The sequence below is a fragment of the Aeromonas sp. 9A genome (assembly GCF_963900955.1).
GTDB lineage: Bacteria > Pseudomonadota > Gammaproteobacteria > Enterobacterales > Aeromonadaceae > Aeromonas > Aeromonas salmonicida.
In genome coordinates, this window is the sequence record NZ_CAWRFG010000001.1 from 915,427 (window position 1) to 941,410 (window position 25,984).

The following is a 25,984-nucleotide window of genomic DNA, read 5'->3' on the forward strand; positions in this document are numbered from 1 at the left end:
TCGATTCGCAAAACGTCATCAACTCCAAGGCCTGCTCTCGACCTTTACTTGATGCGCTTCCCCTCTGCATCAACCACCCTCTCCCCATCTTCCTTGGTAAAGGCGCCTTGCTGGGGGTTCGGCAAAATATCCAGCACCACTTCTGACGGGCGGCACAGCTTAGTGCCAAGCGGGGTCACCACTATGGGGCGGTTGATCAGGATGGGATGGGCCAGCATGGCGTCGATTAGCTGGTCATCACTAAATCTATCCTCGGCCAGCCCTAACGCTTCAAAAGGCGGCACGTTCTTGCGCAACAAGTCGCGCACCGGCATCCCCATGGCCCCAATCAGCGCAACCAGCGTCTCGCGGCTCGGCGGTGTCTCCAGGTAGTGAACGACGGTCGGTTCAACCCCTGAGTTGCGGATAAGTTCCAGCGTATTGCGGGAGGTGCCGCAAGCCGGGTTGTGGTAAATGGTGATCTGGGTGTCATGCATGATTAAGCCTCTGCGTTGAGATAGTTGCGTTTCATTCTAAGAGCCACATTGACCAGGGCGATCAAGACAGGCACCTCCACCAGAGGGCCTATCACACCGGCAAACGCCTGATCCGAATTCAGGCCGAACACGGCGATGGAAACCGCAATGGCCAGCTCGAAGTTGTTGCCGGTGGCAGTGAAGGCAATGGAAGCATTCTTGTCATAGGGAATACCCAGCTTCTTGCCGACCAGGAAACTGGTGAAGAACATCAGCACAAAGTAGACAACCAGCGGGATGGCAACACGGACCACATCCATCGGCAGCTCGACGATCATCTCGCCCTTGAGGCTGAACATCAGCACTATGGTGGCCAGCAAGGCGATCAGTGTGATGGGCGAAATGGCGGGGATAAAACGCTCGTTATACCACTGCTCACCCTTGGCCTTGACCAGGTATTTCCGGCTCAGGAAGCCTGCCAGGAAGGGGATCCCCAGATAGATCAGCACGCTTTGCGCGATATCCAGCATGGTGATGTCCACCGCGAAACCCTGCAAACCAAACAGGGGTGGCAGCACTGTAATAAACAACCAGGCCATGAAGCTGTAGGTAAGGATCTGAAAACCGCTGTTGAGCGCCACCAGACCCGCACCGTACTCCTTGTTGCCGCCGCCCAGATCGTTCCACACCAGCACCATGGCGATGCAACGTGCCAGACCGATCAGGATCAGGCCCACCATGTAGTCCGGGTAGTCATGCAAGAATGTCAGGGCTATCACGAACATCAGGATGGGGCCGACCAGCCAGTTCATCACCAGTGAGAGGGTAATCGCCTGACGGTCGCGGGTCATGGCGCCCATGGTGCCGTAATTCACCTTGGCCAGCGGCGGATACATCATCAGGATAAGGCCGATGGCCAGCGGGATATTGGTGGTGCCGATCGACATGGCCTCGTTCCACTGAGCCACCTGGGGGAACAAATAGCCAATCCCCACCCCCATGCCCATGGCGACAAAGATCCAGAGGGTGAGATTGCGGTCGAGAAAGCTCATTTTTTTGCTGACGGGCAGATCGCAGCAGGCATTGGTACTCATCAAGAGACTCCATGGAGGTTGGATGAAACGAAGGACTCAACACGGGCAAATGCCTCTGTTGGTTGAGCCTTGGCAGTAAACTCGCTCTGATGCATGTCACCCCGCCCTGTGGACAGGGTGACACAGCGCTTGCAGCGCCGTGACACCCACCGGCTCGACAGCTTGCAAGGGTACAACGGCATAACGCCGGGCATGCTCACCTTTGACCGCTTCGATATGGGGCTGCTGGCGATACGCTCGCTGAACCAGCAGAGGCGAGGTGACGCTGGCCGGGGCCAGCATGTGATTGACCACCCAGGACCAAGGCTCGATACCGGCGCGGCGCAGGTCGGCTTGCAGGTTGGCCGCCTCCTGTACCGGGGTGGGCTCGGGCAGGGTGACTATCATCACCTTGGTCTGTTTCGGGTCTTGCAACTGCATCATGGGGGTAGTGAAGTGCATCCCCTTGCCCCCCATCTGACGGGCAATTTCCCTGTGGTAGGCACCGGTCGCATCGAGCAGCAAGAGAGTGTGGCCGGTGGGCGCCGTATCCATCACCACGAAGCGCTTGCCCGCTTCGCGAATGATCCGCGAGAAGGCCTGAAACACGGCTATCTCTTCGGTACAGGGGGAGCGCAAGTCTTCTTCCAGCAGGGCCCGGCCCTGGGCATCCAGACTCGCCCCCTTGGTGGCCAGTACCTGGGCACGGTAACGCTCGGTCTCGGCGTGGGGATCGATACGACTGACCTCCAGGCTGGGCAAGGCTCCAACCAGGGTCTCTCCCAGATGGGCAGCGGGATCTGAGGTGGTCAGGTGAACCGGCAGGCCCCGACTGGCAAGCTCCACCGCCACCGCTGCCGCCAGGGTGGTTTTACCCACACCGCCCTTGCCCATCAGCATGATGAGCCCGTGGCCATCTGTGGCCAATTCATCGACCAGCTGCTGCAATCCGGGGTGTTGTTCAGTAGCAGCGCATTCGATCTCATTAACCCCACTGACGGGGCTTGCACCGAGCAGCTGGCGCAGGCTCTCCACCCCCACCAGATTAGTGGCCAACAGCGGCACTCTGTCTTGTGGCAACCTGGCCAGCAATCCTGGCATCTGCGCCATCGCCTGCTGCTCTCGCTGCCAGACGGCAGTCGCCAGGGGGTCATCCGCCAGCTCGCTTTGGGGGAAGATGCCATTGATGACCAGTTGCTGATTGGCAAGGCCTATGGTCGCCAGTTCGTCATGGGTACGCGCCACTTCCCGCAAGGTTGAGGCTTGCGCCCGGGCCACCAGAACAAGCCTGGTTTTCCCGGCATCTGAGAGGGCCGCAACAGCCTCTGCATATTGGCTACGCTGTTTTTCCAGCCCGGCCAATGGCCCCAGACAGGAAGCATCTCCCTTGCCCTGCTCCAGAAACTCGCTCCATGCCCCCGGCAGTTGCAACAGACGTATGGTGTGACCTGTGGGCGCCGTGTCGAAAACGATATGGTCGTATTCCCCAACCAGCTTGCTGTCGGTCAGCAGTGCAGTGAACTCGTCAAAGGCGGCAATCTCTGTGGTGCAGGCACCGGAGAGCTGCTCTTCAATGCTGCGCACCACGCTGTCGGGCAATTTGCCACGCACCGGGCCGACGATCCTTTCCCGATAGGCTTGTGCGGCGGATTGCGGGTCAATCTCCAGTGCTGATAACCCACTGACTGCCGCGATGGCGGTAATGCTGTTGCCTATCTGGGTGTCGAACACCTGGCCTACGTTTGATGCCGGATCCGTGCTGACCAGCAGTACCCGTTTGCCACTGTCACACAAGGCAACCGCACTGGCACAGGCCAGCGAGGTTTTACCCACCCCGCCCTTGCCGGTAAAAAAGAGAAACGACGGTGCATCAGTCAGAAACGAATAGCTCAGAAACGAGGACATAAGAGACTCCTATCAGGCAGAACAAGGCAATCAACCCCGCAGGCGGCAGGGATGCGGCCAACTAAAGGATCACGCTTAGCAGCAACCGCTGCTGCCGGAGCAGCATCCACCCTTGACGATCCCTTTGATGGCGCCCGCTTTGCCCGACCCGGCTGCTGGCGGATTGGCTTCAGCATCATGGATGTCTGTACCACCGCTTTCAGCCGCTTTCGGTGACGCAAGACCGGCATAGCGGGTCAACTCTGCGCGGCTGGGGTAACGGCCTGTCAGCACCACCTGACCATCGACCAGCACCAGCGGCAAGCCTTCCTCCCCCGCGTGGACAAGAAAGGCACTCACCGCCGCAGTCTCGGCAAACACCATGGGTTGCTGGGCCAGATTGAATCGCTCTATGGCAACCCCCTGCCCCTTGGCCCAGGCGAGGTCGGCGGCGAAGCTCACCAGGCGCTGTTCAACTTCGGTTCCGCACACACCGCTGGCACAGCACAGTGCCGGATCGAAAATCTGGATAACTGACATGGTATTACTCCTTATTGCAGCAAGATTGCTCGGGCAATACATGGGGCGAGCAGCCGGATTCGGCCCGCATTACGCCACAGGCTTCGGGGTGACCGGCACAGCACTCCTCGGTGAGATAACCGATCAAATCGAGCATCAGGGGGATATTGGCGCGATAGCGCAGAAAACGCCCCTCCTGCTCCACCGATACCAGTCCGGCGTGAAGCAGAGCCTTCAAGTGAAACGAGAGGCTGTTCGGTGCAATGTCGAGCTCGCCAGCGAGCTCACCGGCCACCCGCCCTTCCAACCCGGCCTTGACCAGCAAGCGCCATACATCGAGACGGATGCCGGATGCGAGAGACTCGAACACCCTGGTGGCCACATCTTTGTGCATTTGAAACCCCTCAACCCACGGAATGGATTCAACTATACAAGAATAGTTGAAATGATCAATATGCCTGCACTATCTCTGCACTCTGTTTTTGGCATCTTCCCTGTTGCGGGTAGTCCGGATGATTTTGTGAATGCATGGCCTTTGTTGGCGCGGCAGGGATGATAAGATTGGCACCAACTCGTGGCCCTGGTTGTGGTGTGACGCCTTGCCACCCGGGCTGACGCGCACCGGACTCAATGTCCTCCCCGGATGATCGCCTCATCGAGCCTCTCATTCAGACAGACGCTCATCCGTGGAAAAACAGCACATTACAGACCCGATGCCAGATGACAACACAGCTCAAAAACAACGACTTAATGGTGGATGCACATTGATTAACATAGAAAACATCCAGCAGCACACCCCCATGATGCAGCAGTACCTTGGCCTCAAGGCCGAGAACCCCGAGATATTGCTGTTCTACCGGATGGGTGACTTCTACGAACTCTTCTACGACGATGCCCGCAAGGCCTCCCAGCTGCTCGATATCTCCCTGACCAAGCGCGGCCAGTCGGCAGGCAACCCCATTCCGATGGCGGGGGTGCCCTATCACGCCATCGAAGGCTACCTGGCCAAGCTGATACAGCTCGGTGAATCCGCCGCCATCTGCGAACAGGTGGGGGATCCCGCTACCAGCAAGGGGCCGGTGGAGCGCAAGGTCATTCGCATCATCACTCCGGGGACCGTCTCCGATGAGGCGCTGCTCTCGGAGCGACAGGACAACCTGATCGCCGCCGTCTATCACGATGGCCGCCGCTTCGGCTACGGCACCATGGACATAGGCTCGGGCCGCTTCTTCATCAACCAGTTCGACAAGGAAGAGACGTTACTGGCGGAGCTGCAACGCACCAACCCGGCCGAGCTGCTCTATCCCGAATCCTTCGCGTTTTTGCAGCACGTCGAGGGCCGCCGTGGCCTGCGCCGCCGTCCCGAGTGGGAGTTTGAACTGGGCACAGCCCGCAAGCTGCTGTGCCAGCAGTTCGGCACTCAGGATCTGGTAGGCTTTGGGGTCGACAAGAGCGAGACTGCCCTGTGCGCCGCCGGCTGCCTGATGCAGTACGTCAAGGACACCCAGCGCACCGCCCTGCCCCACATCCGCAGCGTGCGCCTCGAGCAGCCGGACTATGCGGTCATCATGGATGCCGCCACCCGCCGCAACCTGGAGCTGACCCAGAATCTGGCGGGTGGCTATGAAAATACCCTGGCCGAAGTGCTGGATCGCACCGCCACCCCCATGGGCAGCCGTTTGCTCAAGCGCTGGATCCACCAGCCGATCCGCGATCGGGTGATCCTGAAAGGGCGCCAGAGCACCATCAAGGAGCTGATCGAGCAGAACCTTTATGACGAGCTGGGCGGCCTGCTGCGCCAGGTCGGCGACGTGGAGCGGGTATTGGCTCGCCTCGCCTTGCGCTCTGCCCGCCCCCGCGACCTCACTCGCTTGCGTCAGGCGTTTGCCCAGTTGCCAGAGTTGCAGCGCCTGCTGGCGGACAACCGGCACGAAGCGGTACAGCAACTGGCCGAGCGGGCAAGCACCTTCCCCGAATTGCTGAGCCTGCTGGAGCGCGCCGTAATGGAGGTGCCGCCCGTGCTGATCCGTGATGGGGGCGTCATCCGTGACGGCTTCAATCAGGAGCTGGACGAGCTGCGGGATCTGGCCAACGGCGCTACCGCCAGTCTGGCCCGCATCGAGGAGCGCGAGAAGGCGCTGACCGGCATCAACACCCTCAAGGTGGGCTACAACAGGGTGCACGGCTTCTATATCGAGGTGAGCCGCGCCAACAGCCATCTGGTGCCGGCCCACTACATCCGCCGTCAGACCCTCAAGAACAACGAACGCTACATCATAGACGAGCTTAAAAAATACGAGGACAAGGTGCTCACCGCTCAGGCCCAGGCGCTGGCGCTGGAGAAACGGCTCTACGAAGAGCTGCTCGACACCCTGCTGCCCCACCTCGGCGATCTGCAGGAGTCCGCCGCTGCACTGGCGGAGCTGGACGTGCTGGCCAACCTGGCGGAGCGGGCCGAGAGCCTCGACTACCGCTGCCCGACCCTGATTGACGAGGATCAGATCCTGATCGAGGCGGGCCGTCATCCGGTGGTGGAGCAGGTGATGAGCGATCCCTTTATCGCCAACCCGATCCGGCTTGAACGGGAGCGGCGGATGCTGATCATCACGGGCCCCAACATGGGGGGTAAATCCACCTATATGCGCCAGACGGCCCTTATCGTGCTGCTGGCCCATATCGGTGCCTTCGTGCCCGCTGACAGCGCCCGCATCGGCCCCATAGACCGCATCTTCACCCGGATCGGGGCGTCGGATGACCTGGCATCGGGCAGATCCACCTTTATGGTGGAGATGACCGAAACAGCCAACATCCTCAACAACGCCACCGCCCGCAGTCTGGTGCTGATGGACGAAATTGGCCGCGGCACCAGCACCTACGATGGGCTCTCCCTGGCGTGGGCTTGCGCCGAGCAGCTGGCGAGCAAGATTGGCGCCTATACGCTGTTCGCCACCCACTACTTCGAGCTGACCCGGCTGCCGGAGCTGATGGAGGGGCTGGCCAACGTCCATCTGGATGCGGTGGAGCACGGCGACACCATCGCCTTTATGCACGCGGTGCAGGAAGGCGCGGCCAGCCGCTCTTACGGCCTGCAAGTGGCAGCGCTGGCGGGGGTACCGAAGTCGGTGATCAATCAGGCTCGCCACAAGCTGGCGGAGCTCGAAAGCGCCACGCCCCTGGCCACAGGGGAAGTTCGCCCTGCCCCCAGACCGCTGCTGCCCCAATCCCACCCTGTGGTGGATGAGCTGGAAGCGGTACGGCCGGACGAGCTCACCCCTCGTCAGGCGCTGGATCTCGTCTATCGCCTCAAGCAGATGCTGTAACCGCCAGCCGACTACAGCAGCATACAAAAGGGGAACCTCACGGTTCCCCTTTTACTTTGCACGGTTTGACTGTCAGGCCATCAGCCCGGACCTATCCGATCCATCAGGCTCAGGTTGACCGAGCCGGGGTGACGCTTGAGCTTCTGTCGATACTCGAACTGATGCTGACTCTCTTGCTTGAGCCCCAGCACCAGGGAGTAACACATGGCCAGCATGATCACCGAGAACGGCAGTGCAGCTATGATGCTGGCCGCCTGCAAGGCTGCCAATCCACCGGACACCAGCAAAATAGCGGCGACCAGCCCCTGCCCCAGGCCCCAGATGGCGCGGTGCAACACAGGAGGATCCTGATCGCCGATGGAGAGCAGCGTGGTGATGACCAGGGTGCCCGAATCGCTGGAGGTAATGAAGTAGGTGCAGATCAGCAGGGTCAGTACCGCCTTGGCTATCCAGCCGAAGGTCTCCCACTGCATCAGGTCCACCGTCTTGTAGAGTGCCATGGTCACGTCCTGATTGACCGCCGCCACCACGCCACCAGCGCCGAACAGCTCCAGGTTCATGGCAGTACCGCCAAACACTGTCAGCCAGAGCATGCCGAGCAGGGAGGGTACCAGCAGCACGCCGAGCACGAACTCGCGAATGGTACGGCCCTTGGAAATACGGGCGATAAACATGCCGACAAACGGTGCCCAGGCGATCCACCAACCCCAGTAAAACGCGGTCCAGCTCGACTGCCAGGCCGAGGTACCGTTGGCTTCGGTGTTGGTCCAGAAGCTCAGTTTGACGATGTTTTGCAGGTAGTCACCGATGTTCTGCACATAGGCGTTGAGGATATAGGTGGTCGGTCCCAGTACCAGGAAGAGGCCAAGCACGAAGACGCTCAGCCAGATGTTGAGCTCGGAGAGGAGCTTGACCCCGCGCCCCACACCGGAGACCGCAGACAGGGTCGCGATCAGGCTGATGCCGCCGATGAGCCAGAGCTGATTGGACTGCGATACTGCCATGCCGAACATCTGGTTCAGACCGGTATTCATCTGGGAGACGCCGAGACCGAGGGAGGTCGCCACCCCGAACACGGTACCGAACACCGCCAGCACGTCGGCGGCATGACCCCAGAAGCCATAGATGCGCTCACCGAGAATGGGGTAAAGCACGGAGCGAATGGCCAGGGGCAACTTGCGGCGATAACTGAAGAAGGCCAGCGACAGGCCGACGATCACATAGATGGCCCAGGGGTGCAGACCCCAATGGAAGAAGGTCAGCCGCATGGCGATCTGGGCCGCCTCCGGCGTCATCCCTTCGGTGATGAAGGGGTTGCCCTGCAGGTGATTCATGGGTTCTGCAATGCTCCAGAACACCAGACCTATGCCCATGCCGGCGCTGAACAGCATGGAGAACCAGGCAAAGTAGCCGAACTCCGGTACCTGATCGTCGTCACCCAGACGGATGCTGCCAAAGCGGCTGAACATCAGATAGACGGCGAAGAACAGGAACAGGGCGACCACCAGAATGTAGTACCACTTGAACCCGGCAATGATCTGATCCTTGGCGCCGGTAAACCAGGCGGCGGCCGTCTCGGGCACAAAGACGCCAAACAGCAGGAACAGTGTGATGACGGTGAGGGCCGTCATGGCCATGGTCGGGTTCAGGCCTTTCAATAGCCCTTTGGTTGCTCTCATCGGGCCTCCTTAGTCGTTGTTGAAAAAGTCTTCACCCACATGCTCGCCTGCACCGCCGATGGCGCGATAGACCATCTGGCCGGCAGCAAGTTCGCGATGATCTACCAGAGTGACGGAAGGTTGACCATTCACGGCATGGCGCTTGCCCAGGAAGATGGCCATGGGCACACCCAGATTGGAGATGCCGCTGGTGATCCAGAGCCGGTTGAAGTCGTAGGATCCGCCGATAAACTCCAGTTGGGCCAGACCGGTATCGAGGCCGGTCAGGTAGAAATTCATGGCACTCTCGTCAGGGAACAGGTGGACCAGCACATAGGCATAGCGCAACTCGTTCACCAATTCCTTTAGGTTGAAAGCACCAGTCTCGCTACAAGAGAGCGGCAGCTCACCGTCGTAATGATGCACCTTGAGGGTATTGGGATCCTCTTCATAGGCAGGCTGATAACGTACGAACGCCGAGGTGTCAGGCAGTTCGTAACGGACTCTGACCACACGTAAATCAGCCACCAGAGACCTGATGTCCAGATAGTCATTCATCATTTTACTCCTCAAATATCAGGTTAAAATTCGGTGAACGGCCGATAATCTAACACAAAAACCATTAGAGCAGAAATTATTAGACCAAAACCATATTGATCTTGTGATGAAATAGGCGGAGAATTTTGCGCCTCTCAACAGCCCTGCAATGACTCACACCCATGGAAAAACATGATGAAGTGCTGGTTGCACTGCGCCAGATTATTCGTGCCATCGATATGCACTCCAAGCGCTTGATCAAGGAAGCCGGGCTGACGTCGCCGCAGCTCTTGCTGCTCAAGGGGATCAACGAGCTGGGACAGATTTCCATGCGTCAGCTGGCCGACCACACCAACATGAGTCAGGCTACTGCGACCACCATCATGGACCGTCTCGAGAGCCGCCAGCTGGTACAGCGCATTCGCAGTGAAACCGACAAGCGAAAGGTTCACGCGACACTGACTGACGCAGGCCGTGCCCTGCTGGCCCAGGCGCCCACCCCGCTGCAAGAGCGTTTCATCCAGCGCTTTCAGGCACTGGAAGCCTGGGAGCAGACCCTGTTGCTCTCCTCCCTGCAGCGCATCTCGTCGATGATGAATGCCGACGCGATAGATGCCGCTCCCGTACTGAGCGTTCGGCCGCTCACCGAAGAACGGGCATGAAAAGGGTACGGGCATAAAAAAGCTCCCGACGGGAGCTTTTTTTCTATGGAGGCGTTTTCTACAGACCCAGTGGCGATATCAGTCGTCCAGGCTGATGCCGATGTTGGACACTCCGTCCTGGGCTGCAAATACCTTGATCGCCAGGATGCGGTCACTGTCACGCTCGTGGGCCACCCGCTTGAGCAGCTCAACCTGAAACTCCAGCTCGGCCTCGATGTACTCGTGCTCGTAGAGTTCCTCTTCGGTCAGCTCGCGCTCTTCCAGCATCTCGATGAAACCGGCCACGGTTCCCACTGAGGCATGGCTGGCATCTTCGGCCTCTTCACCGACCCGGCAGATCACCGAGTTGTAGGCGCTGCCGAGTGCCACGCAGGCATCCAGCGCCGGATAGGCACCGTAGGATTCAAACTTGCTGGGCTCCGGAATATAAACTTCAAACGCCTCCAGGATAGCCCCCAGATTGACGCGGGATCCCTTCACCGTCAGGTAGTTCCACATCTGATCCAGCGCGTGTCGAAAAGCCTTAGCATCACCAAAGCCGGACGCCTGGGCAAACAACGCATAGTTGGGGTACATGCGCTCTGCCAGCGCCAGAGTGTAGACGGTCTGTTGCCAAGGCTGTAGCTCGGCCAGTCGCTTATAAAACTTGTCACCAAACACTGGGGTCGGATCCTTTGCAAAATGTGGGGCAGATTGTAGCCCACGAGGGGCCGCACGAAAACGAAAAAGCGGCCTGGTCGACTATCTTGCCCGATCAACTCGGGTAAGATGAAGACAGAGCGGCCTCTCTCCCACGCCGCAAATCTGATAAGGAACAAAAGTATGAGTCAACGTACCCTTCTTTTGCTCAGCCAGGACAACGCGCACTACGAGCGTCTGCTCAAGGCGGCTCACCTCCCCCATTTGCGCATTCTGAGAGCCGACAACCAGAGCGATGCCGAGAAACTGATCGGGGATGCCCATATCCTGATGGCCGAGCCGGCACGTGCCAAGCCGCTGCTGGCCAAGGCCAACAAGTTGAGCTGGTTTCAGTCCACCTATGCCGGGGTCGACGTGTTGCTGGATGCACGCTGCCGCCGCGATTACCAGCTCACCAATGTGCGCGGCATCTTCGGCCCGCTGATGAGCGAATATGTCTTCGGCCACCTGCTCGGCCTGATGCGTCAGTTGCCACTCTATCGGGAACAGCAAAAACAGCGACTGTGGCAGAGCCATCCCTATCAGGGGCTCAAGGGGCGCACCTTGTTGATCCTGGGCACAGGCAGCATAGGCCAACACATAGCCCACACCGGCAAGCACTTTGGCATGAGGGTGCTCGGCGTCAGCCGCAGCGGCCGCGAGCGAGCCGGCTTCGATCAGGTGTATCAGCTACCCGCACTCAACAAGATGCTGACCCAGGCCGACGTCATCGTCAGCGTCCTGCCCGCCACCCGCGAGACCCATCATCTGTTCACCGCATCTCGTTTCGAGCATTGCAAGCCGGGCGCCATCCTGTTCAACGTCGGTCGCGGCAATGCCATCAACGAAGGCGATCTGCTCACTGCCCTGCGTACCGGCAAGCTGGGCATGGCGGTGCTGGATGTGTTCGAGCAGGAGCCCCTGCCCGCTGACAGTCCGCTCTGGGGCCAGCCCAACCTCATCATCACGCCGCACAACAGCGCCTACAGCTTCCCCGATGATGTGGCCCAGATCTTCGTGCGCAACTACATCCGCTTCATCGACGGCCAGCCGTTGGATGGCAAGATAGACTTCGACAAGGGTTACTGATACGCCCATGACACCAATGAAAAGGCCCCGCCAATGTGGCGGGGCCTTTTCTATTTGGCTGGAAACCGGCTTCAGCCTGCCTCCATCTCCTTGCGATAGCTCTTCACCTTGGCGAGGAACTGGCGCTTGGCCTTGCCGGAGAGCGGCTCCGCCATCGGCAACTTGACCTTCATGGCATCGACCGGGCGGTTGTTGATCCGCACCTCGTAGTGCAGGTGAGCACCGGTGGACCGGCCCGTGTTGCCGGAGAGCGCAATCTTGTCACCCATCTTCACCTTCTGGCCGGTTTTCACCAGCAGCTTGCTCAGGTGCAGATAACGGGTCATCAGGGTACGACCGTGCTTGATCACCACATAGGTACCGGCCAGTGGGTGGCTGGTCGCCTTGAGTACGACACCGTCACCGGTAGCCAGTACAGGCGTGCCCACCGGCAAGGCAAAATCGGTGCCCTCGTGGGGTCGGACCTGGCCAGTGATGGGGTGACGGCGGTTCGGGTTGAAACTGGAGCTCACACGATAGCGGCTGTGGGTCGGATAGCGGCGGAAGCCGCGCTCCAGGCTGTTGCCTTGGCCGTCATAGTAGTTGCCATCTTCGGACAACCAGGCCGAGACGCCCTTGCCCTGATTGAACACTTCGACGCCCAGCAGCTGGGTGTTGCCCGTGCTCTTGCCCTCGACCGTCTCCTGACGAACCAGCACCCTGAACTTGTCGCCTTTTTTCAAATCCTTGGCGAAATTCAGCCGCCACTGGAACAGGTTGGCAATCTTCTGGATATGACTGGCCGGGATACCCGCATTGCGGGCACTGACATAGAAACTGCCGTTGATGACGCCGTCATAACTCTTCTGCTGCCACTCCACCTCTTCATTGAGCATATTGGCGCTATAAGTGTCGTCGGTACGTTCCAGGACCAGGGTCTGCTTGATGTTCAGACGAATCTTCATCTGTTGCAGTATGTTGTCCTGATCGATCAGCAACTCTATGGTCTGGCCAGGCTTGAGGCGGGCAAGGTTATTCTTGCTGTCCGCATCCAGCACCTTGTAGAGGGTGGTGGTAGAAAGTCCCAGATTGTTGAAGATGGTGGTCAGATTCTCGCCACTGCGCACCCGATAATCCTGCCACTGGGGAGTGGCATCGGTCGGGATGTCATCTTCCGGGGTCGCGGCTTCCACCAGCTCGTGATCCGGGATGTCGTTAAAGTCCGTATTGTCTTCGTTGGTTGCTGTGCCATGGGTCGCAATCGGCAACTCAAGACGCAATGGCCGCTCCAGGATGTCACCTGGTGCCGGCAATATGGCTACCGCTGACAGCGTCATGGCTGTGAGCAGTAACATGGCATAAAAATGCTTGCGGGGAACCGGGGGTTCCCAATTGGCAGCCTGTGCTACCAAGGGACGGAGACGTTTCATCCGCTATCCTGTCATTAGATCCAATGGGTGTTAGTGGTCGGTCTGATTGTTATAAAACCGTATAAAACTGATTGTTTGACCTAAATACTCACAATAAGTTCATACCAATCTGCATGAACCTCACATTTTATGCATAACATTCCTTTATGGGCAGAAATGATCGTCTTTTTTAACTATTTTTTCCTATTTTTAAGAACCGGGTCCGATCGTGTTTGACCCAAGGTTTCATGATGTTGCGATAACTTTTCCATGGAGTGGATATGTCGTTAGCAAAACTGTTAAACCGAATCATCCTGATCCTGTTCGTTATCGGTGCCGCCCTGCTGTTCATGCTGGAAGTCACCACGGTACGTCAATCCATCCTCGACCAGATGTCCGCCAATCTTGAAACGGCCATCACGGCACTCGGGCTGGTACTGCAAGGTACGCTGCTCAACGATGACAAGGTGCTGGCAGAAACCATCGTTAATGCCATGTTTGACGGCGGTTTCGTCAGCTCGGTCACCCTGCTGGATCCTGACGGTCAGCCGCTGTTTCAGAAGGTCTTCCACACAGCGCAGCAGAACGTACCAAGCTGGCTCCCTTCTGTTATCGACATGCCGCCAGTCAACATTGAGCAGGAACTGACCGATGGCTGGCGCATGCTGGGCACCCTCACCCTGGAGGGACATACCGGCTACGCCTACCAGCATCTGTGGAATGCCATCAGCCGTACCGGACTGGCCCTGCTCGCCGGCCTGCTGGTATTCACCCTGGTGATCTCCTGGGTATGCAGACGCCTGCTTCGCCCCCTCGAGCAAATCAACCAGCAACTGGTCAGGATCCGCAAACGCCAGTTCAGCGGCAGTCTGGAATCCCCCTGGCTGCAGGACCTCAAGGAGCTGGTCATCTCGGTCAATCAGCTGGTCTCCGAGCGCAAGCGTGACCTGCTGCAACAAAGGCTCAAGGTCACCCAGCTTGGCAAGCAACAGGCAGTGACAGCTGAACTTCCGCTGCAAGGGCTGATGGACGAAGAAGAGGGCATGCAGCAACAATATTTCTTCTCCACCCAGGGCAAGATCCGCCTCTACAGCCGCCTTGTCCCACCCATTTCCCCCTCTCTGGACAGCTCGCCGGACGAAATCCAGCACCTGCTTGAACTCTGGCTGCGCAACCCGGCGGAAGGGCTGCAACTGCCCCTCAGCCTGCTCAATCATGCCGACTGGACACAATTTGCGCCGCTACTGGCCAAAGCAAGGGGAAAGACCCTCGACTGGCGCTGGGATCTGGCAAGCTTCCCGCCTCTCGGGGAGGAACGGCTCGCTACCTTGCAGGAGCAGGGCGTCGAGATGGCATTTAGCGCCATTCCCATGACCAACGACACCTTCAACCAGCTCGACCCCATCAATCCCGTCTTCATCAGCTGCCAGCCGTCACAGGATCCCCTCTATTGGAATCTGGTCGCTCAATGCCTGCACAGTTCGGGCTACACCCTGCTGGCTGAAGCCAGCGAGATCCAGGATATAAATACCCTGCGCGCCTGGGGTATCGATGGCTATGCCAGCAAGGAGGCATCATGAACAGAACCTGGTCGTTGCTCGCCCTGCTGTGGTCGCTGCCGCTGCTGGCCAACCCCGTTACCCTCGCCACCGGCGGTGAGCAGGGGATCTATCATCAGGTCGCCAGAGAGTTCTGCCGACTGGCCAACAAGAGTGACCCCGAGCTGCAATGCAAGCCGCAGGCCACATCAGGTTCCATCGAGAATCTTCGCCAATTGCAGGCTGGCCAGACAAGCTACGCTCTGGTGCAATCGGACTGGCTCTATCAGGCCAGCAAGGGGCTGGGTCCCTATGTCAGCCAGCCGCAACCCGAGCTGAGAGCCTTGTTTGCCACTCATGCAGAACCCTTCACCATAGTGGTGCGGGCCGATAGCGATATCACCAGCCTGGAGCAACTCAAGCTGGCTCCCATCGACATGGGGCTGAAGAGCTCGGGTACCCGCCAGACGGCGCTGGCGCTGTTCGACCTGCTGGGTGCAAAGGAGCAGGATCTCGATCTGAAGAGTTCAGGCAATCTGGTCGATGCACTCTGCAGCAAACAGATAGATGCCTATGGCCTGGTGATGGGCCACCCGAACCGGATCGTGCTCGATACCGCCAAGCGCTGCTCCATCCGCTTTCTGCCGATTGAGGGAACGCTACGGGAGCAACTGATCAAGGGGGTCAAGTACTACCAGCGCAGTCAGGTGCCGGCTCGCATCTATCCCGGCAACCTGAAAGCGACCCCCACCTTTGCCATCGCGGCGACCCTGGTGACCAATGCCGCTACGCCAGAGGCCGATGTCTATCACCTGACCAGGGCCATGCTGACCCAGCAGACCAACTTCAACGAACAAACCTATGGCTATGCCAACCTGTTTCACAAGGCGCGCAACAAGACAGGCCCGGTGCTGAGCATCGAACAGCACCCGGGCGCAGCCAAATATTTCGAGGAGCTGAAAACAGCGGGAAAACTATAACTGACGACGGGGAGAGCGCAGTTGCTCGCTGGAAAAACGGGTCTTCATCGATGTCCACTGCGCCAACCGGTCAGCACTGCCCGCCAGAGTTCCCTCACGGCGGGATTTCATGATCCAGATGCTCTTGGCATCGAAGCTGTAAACAGGGATGAGATCGGTCCGCTGGCTACCGGGCAGGATCCGGCTGTTGATGTTGTCGAGCACCATAGGGTCAGACTTGGGAGTCGGGAAATAAAGCGTCACCATGTGAAACTGGTTGTATTTCACCGCCTTGACATAAGCCAGCCGCAGCTTTTTCTCATCCACCCCCAGCTCCATCAGGGTGTAGTACTTGGAGATGCTGTAATCCTCGCAATCCCCACCCCGGGCACCGATGAACTCCAGCGGATTGGCCCAATAATCCTCATCTCCCCACAGTCTGGGATCCTCGCTGTAGGTCAGGTTGTTGAAGTAGTTGTTCACCAGCTCTATTTTCTGCTGATCCGTGGTGCCAGCCCTCGGTGACAGCAAACGGGAGAACGCCTCGGCCCGCTGGATCGCCCTGCCACCATAGACCTCCTGCAATTTTGCCCGCAGTTCAGGGCTGGCGATATATTCGGAGAGGCGAGAGGCCTGCACGCTGGCGCAGAGCAGCGCCAGCGTGCAGGTGGGAATGAGCAGCCATTTCATACGAGACACTCCATGTCAGATGATGAAGGTCAGTATAGTTGGCCACGGTTGCCCTATCGATCAACCCGCCCTGGCTCAGCGGCACTGGGCGAAGGCATCGGCCAGTTGCTGCATGAACTGCGGATAGCCATCCGGCCCGAGCGGCACCTGCTCACCCACTTCGTCCAACAGCAGCACCTTGGCACCGGTATTGCGGGCGACCGACTCGATCACTGCCGGCGAGAACTGCGGCTCGGCATAGATGCAACTCGCCTGTTTCTCCTGCAGCGCCTTGCGGATATCGACCAGCGTCTTGGCGCCAGGGCGACGCTCCGGGCTCACGGTAAAGTGCCCCTTGGAGCTCATGCCGTAGTGACGTTCCCAGTAACCATAGGCCTCGTGAAACACGAAATAGCCCTTCTGGCTCACCGCCTTCATCTGCCCGGCAATCAGCTTGTCCTTGGCATCCACCTTGCCCTTGAAGGTCAGCAGGTTGGCACGATAGCGCTCGGCATTGGCCGGATCCTGGGCGCTCAAGGTTTCGCTCAATGCGCTGGCGATGACCAGCGCCTGGGTCGGCCCCAGCCAGATATGCGGGTCGACCCCTTCATGATGATGCCCTTCGTGTCCGTCATGGTCTGCGTGATCATGGGCAGCATGGTCGTGCTCATCGGCATCATGATGATGGCTGTCATGGCTCTCCTGAGTTGCGTAATTGAACAGCGGCATCCCTTCAACCTGGGTAAGGGTCAGCACGTGAGGATGCTTGGCCAGCGGCTTGGCCATGAAACCTTCCAGCTCGGGACCCACCCACACCACCAGATCGGCGCCGTTGATGCTGCGAATATCGGAGGGGCGCAGGGCAAAATCGTGGGGAGAGGCACCAGTCGGCAACAGTACCTTGGGCTCGCTCACGCCATCGGTGATCGCGGCCGCGATAAAGCCGAGCGGCTTGATGGTAGTCAGCACCTCGAGGGCACGGACAGGCAGACTCACCGCCAGCAGGGCAGTGATCAGTGTAAGAATTCGCATAGAGATCTCGTCAGGAAGTGAGTGTGTGATAATATAACAAACCAATACTGCTGTTATATTATAACTCTCACAGGCTGTAAACCCCGGAGCTGTCATGACCCAACTGGTGGAGCTGAAAGAGGTCTGTCTTTCGTTCGACGGACGATCCGTGCTCGACAAGGTCTCCTTTACCCTGAATAAAGGCAAAATCACTACCCTGGTCGGCCCCAACGGGGCGGGCAAGAGCACATTGAGCAAGCTGGTGCTGGGCCTGCTCACACCGGATTCCGGCGAGATCCATCGCAGTCGGGACCTGAGGGTCGGCTATGTCCCCCAGCGCCTCTATCTGGACCCTACCCTGCCGCTGACGGTGCGTCGCTTTCTGCAGCTCGGCAAGAATGGCCGCCTCTCCATCAATGAGGCGCTGGATCGGGTCGGCGCGGGGGACCTGCTGGACAACCGGATGCAGAAACTCTCCGGCGGCGAAATGCAGCGGGTGCTGCTAGCCCGCGCCCTGCTGGTCAAACCCGAGCTGCTGGTGCTGGATGAGCCGGTTCAGGGCGTGGATATCACGGGCCAGATCGAGCTCTACGCCCTCATCAGCCAGCTGGCGGCCGAGCTCAACTGCGCCGTACTGATGGTCTCCCACGACCTGCATCTGGTGATGGCCAGCACCCATGAGGTGATCTGTCTCAATCGCCACGTCTGCTGTCACGGTGAACCGGAAAGCGTGGCCCGCCATCCCGAATTTGCCCGCCTGTTCGGACGCCCTGAACAGGAGGTGCTGGCGGTCTACACCCACCATCATCACTGCGACGGCGAACATCATCATCACGAACCGCAGGCGCCCGTCATCCGCCTGCCGTCTCGCAATCAATAAGCGCAGCTAAGGACATTCAAGTGGACAGCTTTCTGTTATATGCCCTCGCGGCAGGTCTCGGCATCGCCCTGCTGGCTGGGCCTCTGGGCAGCTTTGTGGTGTGGCGCAAGATGGCCTATTTCGGCGACACCCTCTCCCACGCCTGCCTGTTTGGCATAGCGCTGGGGATACTGCTGCAGGTGGATCTCACCCTGGCCGTGGTGGTCTGCTGCCTCGCCATGGCCATGCTGCTGGTGATCATGAGCCGCAACCAGCAGGTAGCAACCGATACCCTGCTCGGCATCCTGGCCCACAGTGCCCTGTCGCTGGGCCTGGTCACCTTGAGTTTTATGGATAACGTGCGAGTGGATCTGATGGCCTACCTGTTCGGCGACCTGCTCTCGGTACAGCCGGTGGATCTGCTCTGGATCTACGGCGGTGGCGCCCTGGTGCTGCTGACCCTGTGGCGACTGTGGGATCCCCTGCTCTCCATGACCATCTCGGAAGAGCTGGCGCGAGTGGAAGGGGTCAGGGTCGATGTGCTGCGCTGTGTGCTGATGCTGCTGATTGGGCTGGTGATCGCCGTGGCGATGAAGTTTGTCGGGGCGTTGATCATCACCTCCTTGCTGATCATTCCCGCCGCCACCGCTCGCCGTTTCAGCCAGACGCCGGAGCAGATGGCCGGTTTTGCGGCGTTGATCGGCTGTCTGGCTGTGCTGGGCGGGCTCAGCCTCTCCTGGTATCAGGACACGCCTGCGGGCCCTTCCGTCGTGGTCTGTGCCACCAGCATGTTTATTCTGAGCCAGTTCAAGAAAGCCTGAGTATCGTATGGCCTGATGCTTGCCATCAGGCCACTGCAAATCCCTCGGGGGCGTCTGTGCCGCCAGCCTGTTTATTCTGAGCCAGTTCAAACAAGCCCAACCTGAGCATCAGGGCTGGGCTTTTGTTTGCAAGGCCATGCTCTGGCGCGTCTCCATCATCAGCCATTGGCGCAACCGGCTGATGGCGGGCTCATGGGCCCGGGATCGTTTGCAGGTGAAATAGAAGGCATCCCCCGTCTCCAGCTGGTGTACCGGCAAGGCCACCAGCTGGGGATCATCCGGCCGCAACATGTAGTCGTTAACAAAGGCAACCCCCTGATCCCAGGCCGCCGCCTCCATCGCCAGCAACACATGACTGAAGTGGTGCATGCGCGCCTCACCGGGAATGACCAGCTCACCCGCCTTGGCCCAGCGCTGCCAATCCTCTCCCCGCGCCTTGTAGATGGACTGTACCGACAGGAGCGGCAGTTGCCAGATGGCCTGCGGCCATTCCCCTTCAACTTGCTGCAACAACCGCCGGCTGCAAACCGGAAAGAGCCGCTCCCGATAGATGAGATCGTGGCAATAGCCACGGCCATGGGGCGAGACAGTGATAAAGCAGTCCGCCACCCGATCGGAAAGTTCGGGGTCTTCCGCCACCATCTCCAGGCTCAGATCCAGCTCGGGATAGAGCTGACGCAAGCCCGCCAGGCGCGGGATCAACCACTTCACCGCGAACGAACTGTAGACGGCAAGCCGGACTCGCATCTCGCCACCGCCGCGCAGTTGTTCGCTGCTCTGGGCGATCTGGCCGAGCCCGGCCGCTATGCCCTCAAAATACACCTCCCCCTGGGCGGTCAATGACAACAGCCGCCCCTGGCGCAGCAGCAGCCGCTCCCCCAGAAAATCCTCAAGCAACCGGATCTGATGGCTGACCGCACTCTGGCTGACGTTCAGCTCAAGGGCCGCGCGAGAAAAACTGAGCAGGCGGGCGACCGCCTCGAAATATTGAACGGCACGCAGGGGAGGCAGTTTCATTATCCAAAAATCTCATGGATGGTGATTTTTTATCATTTTACTGGATAACTGGCCCCGCGCTACCCTGCCCTCATCTGACGTGGGAGGTGGTATGAATGCAGTCGGGATCGGGATCCTCTATCTGGTGCTGGGCAATATGGTGGCGGTCTTTTCCGATGCGCTGGTCAAGGTGCTGGAGCCGAGCCAGCCCGTGTTCCAGTTTGTCTTCTTTCGCCAGCTCTCCGCCGCCCTCTTGCTGACTCCCTGGCTGCTCTGGTCATGGCGTCGCAATCCACCGGTCGCCATCAAGTGGCATCTGCTGCGGGCCCATATCTGGGCGGTTGGCGTCTGCCTGATGGTGATCGCCCTCACTCGTCTGCCACTCGCCACCGCCAATGCCCTCTTCTATGCGGCGCCCCTGATGATGGTACCGTTGGCAGTGTGGATGGCGGGGGAAGCCATCTCGCGCCAGAAGGTGCTGACCGCGCTCATCGGTTTTATCGGAGTGCTGATCGTGCTGCGGCCGACCGAGGTGAACTGGGCCGCGCTGGCGGCACTCGGGGTGGCGCTCTCCATGGCGCTCAACAACTTGCTGATCAAGCGGATCCCGCTCAAGCAGCCCATCGCCCAGACCCTGTTCTTCACCAACGTGCTGAGCATGCCTTTCATACTGGCGCTGGCGCTATGGGAAGGGGGCGACTGGCAGTGGCAGATGTGGTGGCCCGCCTTCGGCTCATCGGCGCTGATCATGGTCTATGCCGGCTTGTGCGTGGTGGCCTATCGCAAGGCGGAGGCAAGCAAGATCGCCTCGGCGGAATATACCGGCCTCTTGATGGCGGTTGCCATCGGGGTCTGGCTGTTTGACGAGCAACCGGGTCTGCCGCTGCTGCTGGGGTGCTTGTGCATCATAATCCCGCTGCTTGCCATGGCCCGCAGCAAGCCAAACCCCCTGGCAGAACCGGCGGCCTGAATCAAAGCAGCAAGGGGGCGACCCTTTGCTGCAGATGGGGGAGCACGTCCTGCTCGAACCAGGGGTTCTTCCTGAGCCAGAAGGTATTGCGGGGAGACGGGTGCGGCAACGGCAACCAGGCGGGACCATAGTCGGCCCATTGTCTTACCGTCTCGGTCAGCGAACCTTTGCCGGCCTTGCCCAGATAGTACTGTTGGGAATACTGGCCGATGAGCAGGGTCAGCTCGATATTGGGCAGCAGCATCAATACCTTGTCGTGCCAGGTGGGCGCACATTCAGGACGAGGGGGCAGATCCCCCGACTTGCCCTTGCCGGGGTAGCAGAGCCCCATCGGCATGATGGCGATGCGGGACTCGTCGTAGAAGGTCGTTTTATCCACGCCGAGCCAGTGACGCAGCCGATCGCCAGAGGGGTCATCCCAGGGGATGCCACTGGCATGCACTCGGGTGCCGGGAGCCTGACCGATGATCAGCAGACGAGCACTCTCTTTCCCGCGGATCACAGGGCGCGGGCCCAGCGGCAAATGAGCCTCGCACAACCGGCAGGCCCGGATCTGTTCAAACAGCATATCGAGTCGGTTCATGGGCCCGATGGTAACAGAGTTTACCCCCTGATCCTGCTTGTGAAAGATTCAACAGATACTTATCATGCGGCCACGAATGTTTAATTTAATAAACGAAAACCGATGAAAAACTGGATGGGCACCGGCAGCGCGGCCCTCTCATTCGCGCTGTGGGGCATGCTGCCCCTCTATTACCAGTTCATGCCCGAGGTCAACATGTGGGAGCTGCTCTCCCACCGTGTACTCTGGTCTGTCGTTCTGCTGGCTGCGCTCTTTGCTCTCCTCGGCTATCAGGTGCCCTGGGCACGGCTTCGCAGTGAACCGCGCCAGCTGGGCCTCATACTGCTGGCGGGCCCGGTCATGTCCATCAGCTGGTGCATGTTCACCTGGTGTCTGACCACGGGTCAGGTGCTGGCCACCAGCCTCGCCTTCTTCATGACGCCGCTGTTCAATATCGTGTTCGCCGTCATCTTCCTCAAAGAGAAGCTCACAGTGCAAAAGCACCTGGCAGTCGCCCTGGCACTGGCCGGACTCGCCTACATGCTCTTCTCCTACGGTCAGCTGCCCTGGTTCTCCCTCATCATGGGGGCCAACTTCGCCTTCTATGGTCTGCTCAAAAAGAAAGTGCACTACGACGCCGGTGTCAGCCTCTACCTCGAAGCCCTGGTCCAGCTTCCCGTCGCCCTGCTGATCATTGGCGCTCTGACGCTCAACGGCATGAGCCAGTTCATGGCCGGTGACTGGGCCGACCGACTGCTGCTGATGGGCAGCGCTCCCGCCACCCTGCTGCCGGTGGGGCTGTTCTGTTACGGCATGATGCGCACCCGCATGAGCACGGTTGGCCTGCTGCAATACATAGAACCCAGCCTCGCCTTCCTGCTCGCCATCTTCTGGTTTGGCGAGACGGCGGATCCGGTGAAGTCGGTGGGATTTGCCTTCGTCTGGGCAGGCCTGCTGGTGAGCCTGCTGCCGCTGCACCGCCTCAGGCGCGGCGGCAGCAATGATGCTCAGGGTCTGCTGCGGTAAGACTCCAGAATGGTGTGCCACTTGGGGTCCTTGTCCATCTGCTCGGCGATGTCGTTCAGTCTGGTATGCAGCTCGTGGCGGGACTTGGGCAGCAAGAGGTGACGGGTATAGCTGGATTGGGCAAAGGGCGAGACAAACAGCTTGCCCTCATAAGCATCATGGGTGAAAAAAGCGAGGGCCGAGCCCGGCACCAGGGTCACATCAATGCGGCCACGTATCAGCAGGCTGAAATTGGTTTTGACCTTCTTGGCATCGTGACGCACCAGCTCGCCCCGGGCCACAGCATCATCGATGCCCTGATAGCGGTAGCCCTCTATACCACCAAAGTTCAGCCCCTTGAGTGAATCCGGGCCACGATAGGTGATGGGTTTATTCATGCTGGAGATAAGCTCGTTGGTGTCCCGCATGATAGGGAAGGTCCACAGATAGTGCTCGCGCTGGGGATCCCCGACCCAGGTGGGATTGACCCAGATCACCAGGCCGTCAAAGCCAGGATCCGACATCTCAAGCGCCAATCTGGCGCGATTCACCAACCAAAGCTCAAGCTTGGGTTCTCCGCCAAGCTTTTCGTTGAGATACTTGACCAGATCCTGGCTCAGCCCCGTCTTCTCCCCCGTCACGAAAGGGGGGTGCTGATGATAGTCGTAGAGACGCAGCGTCTCTCCATGAGCCGACATCGACAACAGACACCACAACCAACACCAGACTCGCATCGCACCTCCTTGGGCTGATCTTGAGTTTGGCACAGACAGATCGAATGAGAAAACCCGTGATGGATGCCAAACCGACTCCCCTGCCCGCCCCCAGCCAGTGGTCCATCTATCTGGTTCGCACTGCGGCCGGCCTGCTCTATACGGGGATCAGCACAGACCCGATCAGGCGACTTCGCCAGCACCAGAGCGGCAAAGGCTCACGCGCCCTGCGCGGCAAGGGGCCATTGGTGCTGGTGTGGCAGCAGACAGTTGGTGACAAGGGGGCCGCGCTGCGGCTCGAATATCGCCTCAAGCAGCAGAGCAAAGCCTTCAAGGAGCGCCTGGTGCAAGAGCCGGATGGCTGGGCCGACTGGAGTCAGCCCTGGCTGACGGTCGTCACGCCGCCCCTGGAAGCACCACAAAAAAGGCCACTGCAAGCAGTGGCCAAGGAAGGATCCGATAACAGGGAGGGTTAACGGTAGGTATTGGATTGCTTGCGCCTGTTGCTGATGAACCAGCACACCACCAGCAGCACCAGCAACCAGGGCGCCAGCTTGATGATGAGAGCAAACATGCCGGCCAGGGCGCCGAACAGCACGAAGACACCGCTCACCACCAACATGGCCAGCACGGTGAACCCCGTCAGCGCCATGGCGACCAACACCAGCATCAAGACGATAAATTCCAGCATGTTCTGCTCCTCACAGGCTTCTCTTGCTGGCTGAATGACCCCGGGGTCAGTCCAGCCAACGCTTCAATTCACGACGGGGCGGCATGATCAGCACCGCCAGCAGATAGGCGGCCAGGGTCAGCGGCGGCATCAGGATCAGGGCGATCAGCGCCACTATCCGTACCGTCACCCTGGAGAGCCCCAGCCGGCTGGCAATGCCGGCGCAGACCCCGGTCAACTTGCGATGGGCAAGGTCTTTCGGCCAGGGCGTCATGATTATGCCTCCACCTTCTGACCCTTCAGACGGGCCAGCTCGCGTTCAATCTCGTCATTGAGTTCCAGCTCGCGAAACTGAGCCTCCAGCGAGGGATTCTGCCCCAGGGTCGCCGCCTCCAGCTGGGCTTCCAGCTGATCCACCCGCCCCTGAAAACCGTCAAAACGGGCCATCAGCTCATGCATGCGCTGATTGTCGACCTGAGCACGGGCACGGATGCGACTGTGGGCTGTCTGCTCGCGCAGGGTCAGCATCTTTTGCTTCTCGCGGGCCTCGCTCAGCTTGGCCGCCAGTCGCTCGCTGTCGGCGGTGAGCTGGGCCAGCACCTCGGCCACACGGGCCTTGTCCTGCTCCAGCTGCTCGCATTTTTTGACCTCGGCCAGCTTCTCTGTGAGAGCGGCACGGGCCAGATCCTCACGTCCCTTCTGGATGGCGAGCTCGGCCTTGGCCGACCACTCCAGGATCTGGTGTTGCAACGCCTGCTGGTGACGCTCCAGCTGTTTCTGCTCGGCGATGACGCGGGCGGCCTGAGTTCTCATCTCGACCTGCACCTGCTCCATCTCTTCGATCATCAACCGCAGCATCTTCTCCGGCTCTTCACTCTTGTCGAGCAGGCTGTGCAAGTTGGCATTGATCACGTCGGTCAGGCGGCTGAATACGCTCATGGTCTGGCTCCTTGTTCATTGGGATGGCTATCTCTTCCCATAGCATTACAAGAGCCGTGCCAAAATAATTTATTGTTGTTTTACAGGTAGATATGGATTTTATACTGAGATTCAAGGCGAGGACATTGGTTAAAATAACCAATAAAGTGGTGATTTTAACCAACAAAAAAGGGAGCCGGCGGCTCCCTCTATGTCGTCTTCTGTTCAGATTCAGACGGCCTGATGACGACCCAGCTTGCTGTCCAGTTCGACCAGCTTGCTTTCCATCGCAGCACGACAGGTATCGGACAGATCACGAATGCCGGCGGCGCCGTGCTCCTTGCTGCACAGCGGAGCCATCACCTCGACCAGCACTTCACCATTGTCCCAGCGGTTCAGGTCAACCTGACCGAAGTAGCTGGAGCAGACGATGGGCACCACGGGCACCTCGGCCTGCACGGCGGTGTGGAAGGCGCCTGCCTTGAACGGCAGCAGGCCACGGCCCTTGGAACGAGTGCCTTCAGGGAACATCCAGATGGAGGTACCGTGATGCTTGATGCGATCCACCACCTGACCTATGGTGCCGATGGCACGAGAGCGGTTGGAGCGATCGATCAGCACGTTGCCGGAGAGCCAGAAGATAAGACCGAAGAAGGGCAGCCACAGCAGACTCTTCTTGCCTACCGCCACCACGCCCGGCATGACGGCACCGGTCACGGTGAAGATGTCGAAGTTGCTCTGGTGGTTGCAGACGTAAACCGCCGGGCCGAGCGACTTGATCTCGTCCGGTATGGTTACCTTGACCTTGAGCCCGAGCAGCGGGCAAACCGCATGGTACATGCGGGCGAATACAAAGACGTTGTTGGGATGACGCGGACGCACCAGACAGAGCAACAGACCGAACACGAACCAGAAGACGAGCAGCAGGGTTAGCAGCAGCACACGGGCAAGTTTGAGCATCGAACACCTCGGATTTTAACTCGGCGCAGTATACTGATCCCCCTTTTAGCGAACAAGTGTTCGCCAAATA

Annotated in this window: 28 protein-coding genes; 10 read left to right on the forward strand and 18 right to left on the reverse strand. The window is 59.4% G+C overall.

Features of this window, described 5'->3' with window-relative positions; genetic code table 11:
* Window positions 1-44: 44 nt before the first annotated feature.
* The 5 genes from arsC to AACX78_RS04535 all read right to left on the reverse strand — a co-directional run bounded on the left by arsC (window position 45) and on the right by AACX78_RS04535 (window position 4,325).
* On the reverse strand, window positions 45-476 hold the full coding sequence (gene arsC / locus AACX78_RS04515) for a glutaredoxin-dependent arsenate reductase (protein ID WP_159165502.1): 432 nt from the start codon (window positions 474-476) through the stop codon (window positions 45-47).
* A gap of 2 nt (window positions 477-478) precedes the next feature.
* Entirely contained in the window at window positions 479-1,549 is a 1,071-nt protein-coding gene (gene arsB, locus AACX78_RS04520; RefSeq protein ID WP_201302780.1) for an ACR3 family arsenite efflux transporter, read from the reverse strand.
* 96 nt (window positions 1,550-1,645) lie between these two features.
* Entirely contained in the window at window positions 1,646-3,433 is a 1,788-nt protein-coding gene (gene arsA, locus AACX78_RS04525) for an arsenical pump-driving ATPase (RefSeq protein WP_159165503.1), read from the reverse strand.
* A gap of 75 nt (window positions 3,434-3,508) precedes the next feature.
* On the reverse strand, window positions 3,509-3,952 hold the full coding sequence (gene arsD, locus AACX78_RS04530) for an arsenite efflux transporter metallochaperone ArsD (protein WP_099991548.1): 444 nt from the start codon (window positions 3,950-3,952) through the stop codon (window positions 3,509-3,511).
* Window positions 3,953-3,956: 4 nt separating this feature from the next.
* Window positions 3,957-4,325 (reverse strand): ArsR/SmtB family transcription factor, encoded by a 369-nt coding sequence (locus AACX78_RS04535; RefSeq protein WP_021139691.1) that lies wholly within the window; start codon window positions 4,323-4,325, stop codon window positions 3,957-3,959.
* A 370-nt stretch (window positions 4,326-4,695) separates the two neighbouring features.
* Between AACX78_RS04535 and mutS the strand changes: the two genes are divergently transcribed.
* Entirely contained in the window at window positions 4,696-7,251 is a 2,556-nt protein-coding gene (gene mutS / locus AACX78_RS04540) for a DNA mismatch repair protein MutS (RefSeq protein WP_159165504.1), read from the forward strand.
* Between the two features lie 80 nt (window positions 7,252-7,331).
* Here mutS and AACX78_RS04545 read toward each other — a convergent pair whose 3' ends face one another.
* Window positions 7,332-8,930 carry a BCCT family transporter gene (locus tag AACX78_RS04545; RefSeq protein ID WP_159165505.1) on the reverse strand — a complete coding sequence of 533 codons (1,599 nt, stop codon included), beginning with the start codon at window positions 8,928-8,930 and terminating at the stop codon, window positions 7,332-7,334.
* Window positions 8,931-8,939: 9 nt separating this feature from the next.
* Window positions 8,940-9,467: a hypothetical protein gene (locus AACX78_RS04550; protein WP_159165506.1), complete on the reverse strand. Its 528-nt coding sequence runs from the start codon at window positions 9,465-9,467 to the stop codon at window positions 8,940-8,942.
* A gap of 161 nt (window positions 9,468-9,628) precedes the next feature.
* On the opposite strand from AACX78_RS04550, the gene AACX78_RS04555 reads away from it, so the two are divergent.
* Entirely contained in the window at window positions 9,629-10,108 is a 480-nt protein-coding gene (locus tag AACX78_RS04555; protein ID WP_005313803.1) for a MarR family winged helix-turn-helix transcriptional regulator, read from the forward strand.
* Between the two features lie 78 nt (window positions 10,109-10,186).
* Here the strand turns inward: AACX78_RS04555 and AACX78_RS04560 are convergent, their stop codons facing one another.
* Complete coding sequence (locus tag AACX78_RS04560) at window positions 10,187-10,768, reverse strand: YjaG family protein (RefSeq protein ID WP_005313805.1); 582 nt, start codon at window positions 10,766-10,768, stop codon at window positions 10,187-10,189.
* A gap of 162 nt (window positions 10,769-10,930) precedes the next feature.
* Here AACX78_RS04560 and AACX78_RS04565 point away from each other — a divergent pair, with 162 nt between their 5' ends.
* A complete protein-coding gene (locus tag AACX78_RS04565; protein WP_159165507.1) occupies window positions 10,931-11,875 on the forward strand; it encodes a D-2-hydroxyacid dehydrogenase in 945 nt (314 codons plus the stop codon).
* A 71-nt stretch (window positions 11,876-11,946) separates the two neighbouring features.
* Here the strand turns inward: AACX78_RS04565 and mepM are convergent, their stop codons facing one another.
* Window positions 11,947-13,284, reverse strand: a complete 1,338-nt coding sequence (gene mepM, locus AACX78_RS04570; protein ID WP_159165508.1) for a murein DD-endopeptidase MepM — start codon at window positions 13,282-13,284, stop codon at window positions 11,947-11,949.
* Between the two features lie 260 nt (window positions 13,285-13,544).
* Between mepM and AACX78_RS04575 the strand changes: the two genes are divergently transcribed.
* The gene (locus AACX78_RS04575) at window positions 13,545-14,843 is read left to right on the forward strand and encodes a LapD/MoxY N-terminal periplasmic domain-containing protein (RefSeq protein WP_159165509.1); all 1,299 of its coding nucleotides are present in this window, start codon (window positions 13,545-13,547) and stop codon (window positions 14,841-14,843) included.
* Complete coding sequence (locus tag AACX78_RS04580) at window positions 14,840-15,781, forward strand: TAXI family TRAP transporter solute-binding subunit (RefSeq protein ID WP_159165510.1); 942 nt, start codon at window positions 14,840-14,842, stop codon at window positions 15,779-15,781. Before AACX78_RS04575 ends, AACX78_RS04580 begins: the two co-directional genes overlap by 4 nt.
* On the opposite strand, the gene AACX78_RS04585 is transcribed toward AACX78_RS04580, so the two are convergent.
* Both AACX78_RS04585 and znuA read right to left on the reverse strand, forming a co-directional pair.
* Window positions 15,776-16,450 carry a transglutaminase-like cysteine peptidase gene (locus AACX78_RS04585; protein WP_017411535.1) on the reverse strand — a complete coding sequence of 225 codons (675 nt, stop codon included), beginning with the start codon at window positions 16,448-16,450 and terminating at the stop codon, window positions 15,776-15,778. The genes AACX78_RS04580 and AACX78_RS04585 overlap by 6 nt on opposite strands.
* Window positions 16,451-16,525: 75 nt before the next feature.
* Window positions 16,526-17,461 carry a zinc ABC transporter substrate-binding protein ZnuA gene (gene znuA / locus AACX78_RS04590; RefSeq protein WP_159165511.1) on the reverse strand — a complete coding sequence of 312 codons (936 nt, stop codon included), beginning with the start codon at window positions 17,459-17,461 and terminating at the stop codon, window positions 16,526-16,528.
* A 94-nt stretch (window positions 17,462-17,555) separates the two neighbouring features.
* Between znuA and znuC the strand changes: the two genes are divergently transcribed.
* Both znuC and znuB read left to right on the forward strand, forming a co-directional pair.
* Window positions 17,556-18,320: a zinc ABC transporter ATP-binding protein ZnuC gene (gene znuC, locus AACX78_RS04595; RefSeq protein WP_159165512.1), complete on the forward strand. Its 765-nt coding sequence runs from the start codon at window positions 17,556-17,558 to the stop codon at window positions 18,318-18,320.
* A 20-nt stretch (window positions 18,321-18,340) separates the two neighbouring features.
* Complete coding sequence (gene znuB / locus AACX78_RS04600) at window positions 18,341-19,120, forward strand: zinc ABC transporter permease subunit ZnuB (RefSeq protein WP_005313824.1); 780 nt, start codon at window positions 18,341-18,343, stop codon at window positions 19,118-19,120.
* 108 nt (window positions 19,121-19,228) lie between these two features.
* On the opposite strand, the gene AACX78_RS04605 is transcribed toward znuB, so the two are convergent.
* The gene (locus AACX78_RS04605) at window positions 19,229-20,137 is read right to left on the reverse strand and encodes a LysR substrate-binding domain-containing protein (protein ID WP_159165513.1); all 909 of its coding nucleotides are present in this window, start codon (window positions 20,135-20,137) and stop codon (window positions 19,229-19,231) included.
* Window positions 20,138-20,228: 91 nt separating this feature from the next.
* Here AACX78_RS04605 and AACX78_RS04610 point away from each other — a divergent pair, with 91 nt between their 5' ends.
* Complete coding sequence (locus AACX78_RS04610) at window positions 20,229-21,086, forward strand: DMT family transporter (RefSeq protein WP_159165514.1); 858 nt, start codon at window positions 20,229-20,231, stop codon at window positions 21,084-21,086.
* Window position 21,087: 1 nt separating this feature from the next.
* Here the strand turns inward: AACX78_RS04610 and AACX78_RS04615 are convergent, their stop codons facing one another.
* Window positions 21,088-21,669, reverse strand: coding sequence for a uracil-DNA glycosylase family protein (locus AACX78_RS04615; RefSeq protein ID WP_159165515.1), 582 nt, complete (start codon window positions 21,667-21,669; stop codon window positions 21,088-21,090).
* Between the two features lie 102 nt (window positions 21,670-21,771).
* Here AACX78_RS04615 and rarD point away from each other — a divergent pair, with 102 nt between their 5' ends.
* The gene (gene rarD, locus AACX78_RS04620; RefSeq protein ID WP_159165516.1) at window positions 21,772-22,674 is read left to right on the forward strand and encodes an EamA family transporter RarD; all 903 of its coding nucleotides are present in this window, start codon (window positions 21,772-21,774) and stop codon (window positions 22,672-22,674) included.
* On the opposite strand, the gene AACX78_RS04625 is transcribed toward rarD, so the two are convergent.
* Window positions 22,656-23,387 carry a substrate-binding periplasmic protein gene (locus tag AACX78_RS04625; RefSeq protein WP_159165517.1) on the reverse strand — a complete coding sequence of 244 codons (732 nt, stop codon included), beginning with the start codon at window positions 23,385-23,387 and terminating at the stop codon, window positions 22,656-22,658. The two genes, rarD and AACX78_RS04625, sit on opposite strands and share 19 nt — an antisense overlap.
* Before the next feature lie 44 nt (window positions 23,388-23,431).
* On the opposite strand from AACX78_RS04625, the gene AACX78_RS04630 reads away from it, so the two are divergent.
* Window positions 23,432-23,842, forward strand: a complete 411-nt coding sequence (locus AACX78_RS04630) for a GIY-YIG nuclease family protein (RefSeq protein WP_159165518.1) — start codon at window positions 23,432-23,434, stop codon at window positions 23,840-23,842.
* On the opposite strand, the gene pspG is transcribed toward AACX78_RS04630, so the two are convergent.
* From pspG to AACX78_RS04650, 4 genes are all read right to left on the reverse strand, one after another.
* Window positions 23,839-24,057, reverse strand: a complete 219-nt coding sequence (pspG, locus tag AACX78_RS04635; RefSeq protein WP_005313840.1) for an envelope stress response protein PspG — start codon at window positions 24,055-24,057, stop codon at window positions 23,839-23,841. The genes AACX78_RS04630 and pspG overlap by 4 nt on opposite strands.
* Window positions 24,058-24,103: 46 nt before the next feature.
* Window positions 24,104-24,310, reverse strand: coding sequence for a PspC domain-containing protein (locus tag AACX78_RS04640; protein ID WP_021139706.1), 207 nt, complete (start codon window positions 24,308-24,310; stop codon window positions 24,104-24,106).
* Between the two features lie 2 nt (window positions 24,311-24,312).
* Window positions 24,313-24,975: a phage shock protein PspA gene (gene pspA / locus AACX78_RS04645; RefSeq protein WP_021139707.1), complete on the reverse strand. Its 663-nt coding sequence runs from the start codon at window positions 24,973-24,975 to the stop codon at window positions 24,313-24,315.
* 210 nt (window positions 24,976-25,185) lie between these two features.
* Window positions 25,186-25,914 (reverse strand): 1-acylglycerol-3-phosphate O-acyltransferase, encoded by a 729-nt coding sequence (locus tag AACX78_RS04650; protein WP_159165519.1) that lies wholly within the window; start codon window positions 25,912-25,914, stop codon window positions 25,186-25,188.
* Window positions 25,915-25,984: the final 70 nt, after the last annotated feature.